This is a genomic window from Kordia sp., from assembly GCF_022447245.1.
Taxonomy (GTDB): domain Bacteria; phylum Bacteroidota; class Bacteroidia; order Flavobacteriales; family Flavobacteriaceae; genus Kordia.
Window position 1 is genome coordinate 1 of record NZ_JAKVBC010000070.1, and the last position, 5,630, is coordinate 5,630.

Genomic DNA, 5,630 nt, shown 5'->3' on the forward strand with positions numbered 1-5,630 from the left:
CTCTACCATATGCAAATATCTCTGTCATGTATTTTAGTTTCTGAGTATTGTTTTTTGTAATTTGAATTTTAATGTTGTAGTTCTATGTTTTAGTATAAGTTGTGATGTTTCGCATTGAGTAGCTCCAAAAGTCGAGGCACTTCACCAATGAAGTAATTTGGTATTGAAGGATTGGTTTCAATTTTTTCAAATACTGTCGGAAGCGAAATACCTCCTTTCAAATATTCTTTTATTAGCTTCCTTACCTTTTCATCAGCATTTAGAGTTTTTCGGCGCTTTCCTGCTTCAGCAATCCTTTTTGCCTTTCTATTTTCTAAGTTGCTTTCTCTTTTTTGACTCGCTTTAAGCCATTTGAGTGTATAGGCAAAACCTCCTTCTTTTGCTAGTTTTCTAGTCGGGTCAAAATAAATACTTGGATAATGTATTGGGTAATCTTTCTTTTTTCTGAAGAAGCGTTTTGAACGATTTATTCTGTAAAGTAAACAGTCAAATTCAACCATTAAAGTGAGTTTACTAGGAATAGAACCGTTGCTATTCAATAAAAATTCATCAAATATGGCTTGATAAGCCAACATCCAACTACCTGCAAATACAGCATGATTTTTCCATATTGGTGCTGCTATTTTGATAAATTGTTGAAGTAAAAGAATTCTAAATTCTTCTCTGGCCATGGCTCCATTATTTGCTTCTGACTCATATCGTTTTCTATTGTTAGTTGCATGAAAAACATAATTAGAGTAAGTTCCATTGGTTAATGCTTCGACCATATCATGTCTATCAAGTATTTGTTCGCGTAAATGCTCAGAAAGCAAATTTTTGCCGCCGCCGCTGGTTTTTTGTCCTTGTTTTACAGGATCATTTTTTTTAGGTCTATCGGGCAGAGTGTTCTTGTGAAGGCTCATGTCATTGCTTCCATTAGAAGCAATATTAGAAATATCAAAAATTGTAGATTTTTGTCCTTTAGCAAAGGAATGGTTATCAACATTCCCTTCTTTCTTTATATTTTCTTTGAATATTGAACAGGTAACTTCATCTTTATTAGGAAATTTTTTCCTTAAAAATGAGTTAACGTACTGATTTTCAGAAACGGATGTTTTTTGATCAGATAGCACCAAAATTTTGTTTGATATATGAAATTTTACAGGCTTTTTTGTGCCGTGAAAACTGTAATTATAGATTACTCCAGTATCTCTTAGTCGGTAAATATGATTGCGTATAGTTCTATCTGTGTATAATATTCTTGGAATTCCTTCTTTCTTTAGATGAGCGATTTGAGTTGAAGTAACACGAGCTTTTTGATACGAAATTTTTAAGTCTGAGCTTAAAGACTCTAAATGTATGGTTAATGAATTTATTTGCTCGCTGTATATCCAAAGTATAACTTCAAATATCCTTTCTTGTGGCTGTTTTAGCTTCATATACTTCCTTTTCTTTAAAAGGAGCATATTTCCGTTTTTGTCTTCTACAAGGTTGTTATATTCTTTGGTTGAAAGCCATTTTATATGGTTGCCTTGATGTGTTGTGTCTTCAAAATTGTCGAAAGCTGTTTTTGCATGTACCTGTAATTGGTTGGTTTCAACAAATTCAGCAACACTTTTATTGTATTGATCAACACTTTTGTTTAGTGTATCAACACTTTTATTGTATTGATCAACAAAAATTCTGTAATTCTGAAGCATTGTAGCTCTTTCGGACGGTCCTATCTTTGCTCTATATATATCTGAAGAAATTGTATCTGAAATGACCATACCATCAGCAGTTGATCTATTTTCGACTAACTGGAAACCGTTGCATGTTGTTTTGTTATTCGTTTCCATATAGTTTGAATTTTAATTCATAACTGGCTTCGTTATTACTCCTGGAAGCTATGTAAGTGGATATTTCATTTTTGTTTATTTTATCTGCGAAGATTTCAAATAACAAATTGTGAAATTCTATTTGGTCGGCTACTAAAAGTTCTGGATCTTCCGTATAGAGAATATCCACAAAAACTTGTAGCTGTTCTGGTTTCACAAAAAACTGAATTGTTTTAATCGTAGGAAGATCATGCATCTTATTAAAAATGCGCATTTCGTGGTCGGCAAACCCATATTGCTCAACTCCATAAGGGGAAATTAGGAGCTGTGCAATGGGCTTGATTAATTGTGTATTAATCATAGAAATTATTATAGCGAGTTGTTTATGAGAAGACAAGGGCAATTCAATGCCCTTGAATTCACTGAAAATAGATAGACTAGCTATCGGTATAGAGTATCTTTAGTTTTTGGTTAACTCGGAACGGCCATCCTAGCATTTTAAACCGTTCCGATAACTAAACATCAACCAAAAAAATTATTTGTATTTATCTAAAGTCTTTTTTGCGACTACTTTTCCATTGGGTAAAGCAACATATCCTTTTTTCAGTACTCCATTTTTTGTATATGCTATTTTACGTTGATCAGGGAAGTTATGCTCCAAATCCAATCGTTTGTATTTCAATAAAATGCTTGACATAATTCTGTTGATTTTTGTTGATTTCTGTTGATTTCTGTTGATTTCTGTTGATGTTTTTGTTGATTTGTATTATTTTTGAATCAATTGAAAGAACTTATCCTAGCAGAAGGTTCTTACTAATTATTATAGCACAGAAGCCGGGTATTACTCGGTTTCTTTTTTTATAGTACTCTTATGAGCGAAACCATACCCGATAATTGTCCCTATTAGTACACCAAAAATTACAGTTGGTATGAGTAAATTGATTTCTTCATATATGATTTCTGCCATTTTAAATATCTTTTAAATTTTTAAGCGTCGGAAGTATTCAAAACCCCCATTTTGATCAATAAATATATTGCGTTCCGACGCTTTACTATTTTTAAATTATTTAGCTAGCGCTTCGTAACTTTTTAAACTCTTCATAGGCATGCCTAGTAACTCTGTGATCTCTCAATCCTATTTTTTCAGATTTCAAAAAGAGTTGCTTGTTACCTTTTTTCACACCATTATTAATCCAATTTAGTACTGTAGGTGTTGAACAATTTTCAATTTTAGCAATTTGAGAAGGTGTTAACTTTTCATCTTTGCTTTTTAATACACTATACGCTTCAATAGCAACTTTTGCTCCTTTTTCAGAAGCTTTTTCTAGTAACACCTGAAGGATATCAATCTTCATTATTATAGTATCTCCTACTTGTGCAATATCATTTGTCATAGCTTTGAAGTTTTTCTGAAACATTAAGGTTGTTTTCTGCATCATTAATGAAAGCTTTTTTTAAGCACTCATAATATTCTTGAATCTTACTATCTGAAAACTCTTTTCCTGCTGAATTTCTATTCTTTAAAACGTATTCATAATTACGACTTGATTTACCTGTAAGTTTAATTGCTTCAGATATGATAACAGGTGAAGAAATACTATCCAGCAAAACAAATTTTTCGTGTATATTTAACTCATCAAAATCAACAGGTAGTGTCTTATTTGTTTTGACTATTTTTTGAGCTATTTGATCGTTTACTGCCATTTTTTTGATAAAAAAACCTTATGTTTGTTCGTATTATTAGAACAAAACTACAAACAATTTTCTTAAGTACAAGCAATTTTCTTAATTATTTGAAAAAAATTTTGAATTATGTTAGATATATCTGAAAGAATCAAACACATTATGAGCTTAAATAATATGTCTATTAATGAGTTTGAAAAAAAGATTAATGTTTCAAATAATACTATTGGTTCTGCAATAAGACGAAAATCTGAATTTAAGAGTGATGTGCTTAATAAAGTACTTGATACTTTTCCAAATATAAATCCCATTTGGCTTTTAACTGGAAAAGGAAGCATACAATCTAATAATGAATCAGAATACTTAACAAAAGAAAAAATCCCAAATTTGATCAATTTTCTGTTAGATAATCATGAAATTCTAATTAAAAGCGAAGCATATAAAAATTACATTAAAACGTCTATGGAATATCTTTATGCAGATGATGAGAGAGAAAAGAAAAAAGATGCTTTGGATAAATTAAGAAAAATTGCTTTAAAAAAATTGGGGAAATAGTTAGTTAATTATTTTAAAACAACAACTTTTTGAAGTGAATGAAAATTATTTCTAATCACAAAAACATTTCATTGAATATAGTATTTAACTCTGGTTTAGTGTAGTATTGTGGGTCTTGCTCTAAAATCTCAAGTAAAGTTTCAGCTTCAACTCTACTTTTTCTTTCATTTAAGTGTACCCTATTTATCTCATTAAATTTATCTTTAATTCTTTTGAGGACCTCTTTTTCTGCTTCCTCGTTGGAACTAGTATTAAAATCAATTTCTTGATCTTCATTAGTGTATTTTCGTCTACGTAAAATTTTGAAAAGTTGTTTTAAAATATCCATAGCATCTAAATATTTTTAACTACTTCCATAAAGTCAGTATCAAATTCGTTGATTGATTCTTTTGTTGATTTATCACTTTCCAAAGGTTGACCTGTTTTTTCAGCAAAAACAGCTCTTACTGCTAGGTCATGATAATAAATAGTTTTAATTCTTTGAAGAAGTGATAACTGCTTCAAAATTATTTGATCTTTATAAGTGTAATACTTTACCAAAAAATAAGTGAAAACAGAAAATATTGATGCGCATACAATTGTTAGAATAATGTACTTATTCTTATTAAAATCATTTTGAGTCAAGAATATGAGATGAATAAACCAAAAAAAAGAGATTATTATTCCAGTAATGGAAACTAAATGGAATTTAACAGTACTTCCTCTTGAGAAATCATTATGTAAGGATTTACAACTAAAGAAGAAAAGTGCTGATACAAGCCCAAACACGAAAATCCAAAAATGAAAACTGTTACGTCCTCTAAAAGAATGCTCAAAATTTATAGCTCGCTTTTCATCATTTATGGCACCAATTTTTTCTTTTGATTTCGAAAGTAATTCTTTTACTGACGAATAATATTCTTCAATACTTATTGTTTTATTTTTCAATGCCTCTAAATATTCATTTTGAAGAGAGTTTCTATCGTTTATAGCTAATTTATAAGCTGCATTATTTTCAGCTAATTTGGGAGACTTGGCACTAAAAAAAATGTGAAACAAAGACATAGTTACGATCAAAAACATAACTATGCCCTTTAATATCGCTATGGCTTTATTCTTCCCTGTAGTCTTCATCGTCGATTGTTCCATCATCTTTTGGGTCGACTGTTTGTAATTCATATTCAAATTGTTGCTCTTCTGTTAAATCTGTTTGATCTGTACAACTATTAAACATTAAAATTCCTAATAATAATACGCTTGCAAATAATACTTTTTTCATTGTGATTAAGATTTTAAATTAAACTAATGTAAAATTAGCTCTTAACACATTGTTCTTCAATACACTTGCGTATATTATTATAAACAAAATTTGTTTATAAAAGTTGTCCGAAAATTACACTTTTTTTTACTGTTATGAATGAACATTATCAATTATAAGGTAAAACCATAATAATTGTACAGATTAAACATATTAGGTGAAGGGATCGCCAATTTACGAAAAAAACAAAACCCTTTTTCCTAAAGATATATGAAATAAAAAAAAGTTAATAAGCGTTACAAATTAACTGACTTAATTCAATTTTATTTTGAATTCGACAAAAAAGGGGAAAATTCCCT

Annotated in this window: 9 protein-coding genes; 1 reads left to right on the forward strand and 8 read right to left on the reverse strand. The window is 29.8% G+C overall.

Annotation, left to right across the window (positions count from 1 at the left end):
- Nucleotides 1–89: 89 nt before the first annotated feature.
- The 5 genes from MK119_RS23945 to MK119_RS23965 all read right to left on the reverse strand — a co-directional run bounded on the left by MK119_RS23945 (nt 90) and on the right by MK119_RS23965 (nt 3,500).
- Nucleotides 90–1,817: a hypothetical protein gene (locus MK119_RS23945; protein ID WP_290684210.1), complete on the reverse strand. Its 1,728-nt coding sequence runs from the start codon at nt 1,815–1,817 to the stop codon at nt 90–92.
- The gene (locus tag MK119_RS23950; RefSeq protein ID WP_290684212.1) at nt 1,804–2,157 is read right to left on the reverse strand and encodes a hypothetical protein; all 354 of its coding nucleotides are present in this window, start codon (nt 2,155–2,157) and stop codon (nt 1,804–1,806) included. Before MK119_RS23950 ends, MK119_RS23945 begins: the two co-directional genes overlap by 14 nt.
- A gap of 174 nt (nt 2,158–2,331) precedes the next feature.
- On the reverse strand, nt 2,332–2,493 hold the full coding sequence (locus tag MK119_RS23955; protein WP_290684214.1) for a hypothetical protein: 162 nt from the start codon (nt 2,491–2,493) through the stop codon (nt 2,332–2,334).
- A gap of 370 nt (nt 2,494–2,863) precedes the next feature.
- Nucleotides 2,864–3,190, reverse strand: coding sequence for a hypothetical protein (locus MK119_RS23960; RefSeq protein ID WP_290684216.1), 327 nt, complete (start codon nt 3,188–3,190; stop codon nt 2,864–2,866).
- Complete coding sequence (locus MK119_RS23965; RefSeq protein ID WP_290684218.1) at nt 3,180–3,500, reverse strand: hypothetical protein; 321 nt, start codon at nt 3,498–3,500, stop codon at nt 3,180–3,182. The genes MK119_RS23960 and MK119_RS23965 overlap by 11 nt, the downstream gene beginning before the upstream one ends.
- 108 nt (nt 3,501–3,608) lie before the next feature.
- Between MK119_RS23965 and MK119_RS23970 the strand changes: the two genes are divergently transcribed.
- Nucleotides 3,609–4,034: a helix-turn-helix transcriptional regulator gene (locus tag MK119_RS23970; protein ID WP_290684220.1), complete on the forward strand. Its 426-nt coding sequence runs from the start codon at nt 3,609–3,611 to the stop codon at nt 4,032–4,034.
- Nucleotides 4,035–4,089: 55 nt separating this feature from the next.
- Here the strand turns inward: MK119_RS23970 and MK119_RS23975 are convergent, their stop codons facing one another.
- Genes MK119_RS23975 through MK119_RS23985 form a run of 3 tightly spaced genes read right to left on the reverse strand, consistent with a single transcriptional unit; the run spans nt 4,090 to nt 5,292 of the window.
- Complete coding sequence (locus MK119_RS23975) at nt 4,090–4,362, reverse strand: hypothetical protein (RefSeq protein ID WP_290684222.1); 273 nt, start codon at nt 4,360–4,362, stop codon at nt 4,090–4,092.
- 5 nt (nt 4,363–4,367) lie between these two features.
- Nucleotides 4,368–5,147: a hypothetical protein gene (locus MK119_RS23980; protein WP_290684224.1), complete on the reverse strand. Its 780-nt coding sequence runs from the start codon at nt 5,145–5,147 to the stop codon at nt 4,368–4,370.
- On the reverse strand, nt 5,125–5,292 hold the full coding sequence (locus tag MK119_RS23985) for a hypothetical protein (protein ID WP_290684226.1): 168 nt from the start codon (nt 5,290–5,292) through the stop codon (nt 5,125–5,127). The genes MK119_RS23980 and MK119_RS23985 overlap by 23 nt, the downstream gene beginning before the upstream one ends.
- Nucleotides 5,293–5,630 lie beyond the last annotated feature (338 nt).

What these genes read in the sequence shown, in the direction of transcription:
- MK119_RS23945 (WP_290684210.1), bottom strand. Translation starts at nt 1,817, where the DNA reads ATGGAAACGAATAACAAAACAACATGCAACGGTTTCCAGTTAGTCGAA.
- MK119_RS23970 (WP_290684220.1), top strand. Translation starts at nt 3,609, where the DNA reads ATGTTAGATATATCTGAAAGAATCAAACACATTATGAGCTTAAATAAT.
- MK119_RS23960 (WP_290684216.1), bottom strand. Translation starts at nt 3,190, where the DNA reads ATGACAAATGATATTGCACAAGTAGGAGATACTATAATAATGAAGATT.
- MK119_RS23950 (WP_290684212.1), bottom strand. Translation starts at nt 2,157, where the DNA reads ATGATTAATACACAATTAATCAAGCCCATTGCACAGCTCCTAATTTCC.
- MK119_RS23955 (WP_290684214.1), bottom strand. Translation starts at nt 2,493, where the DNA reads ATGTCAAGCATTTTATTGAAATACAAACGATTGGATTTGGAGCATAAC.
- MK119_RS23980 (WP_290684224.1), bottom strand. Translation starts at nt 5,147, where the DNA reads ATGAAGACTACAGGGAAGAATAAAGCCATAGCGATATTAAAGGGCATA.
- MK119_RS23985 (WP_290684226.1), bottom strand. Translation starts at nt 5,292, where the DNA reads ATGAAAAAAGTATTATTTGCAAGCGTATTATTATTAGGAATTTTAATG.
- MK119_RS23965 (WP_290684218.1), bottom strand. Translation starts at nt 3,500, where the DNA reads ATGGCAGTAAACGATCAAATAGCTCAAAAAATAGTCAAAACAAATAAG.
- MK119_RS23975 (WP_290684222.1), bottom strand. Translation starts at nt 4,362, where the DNA reads ATGGATATTTTAAAACAACTTTTCAAAATTTTACGTAGACGAAAATAC.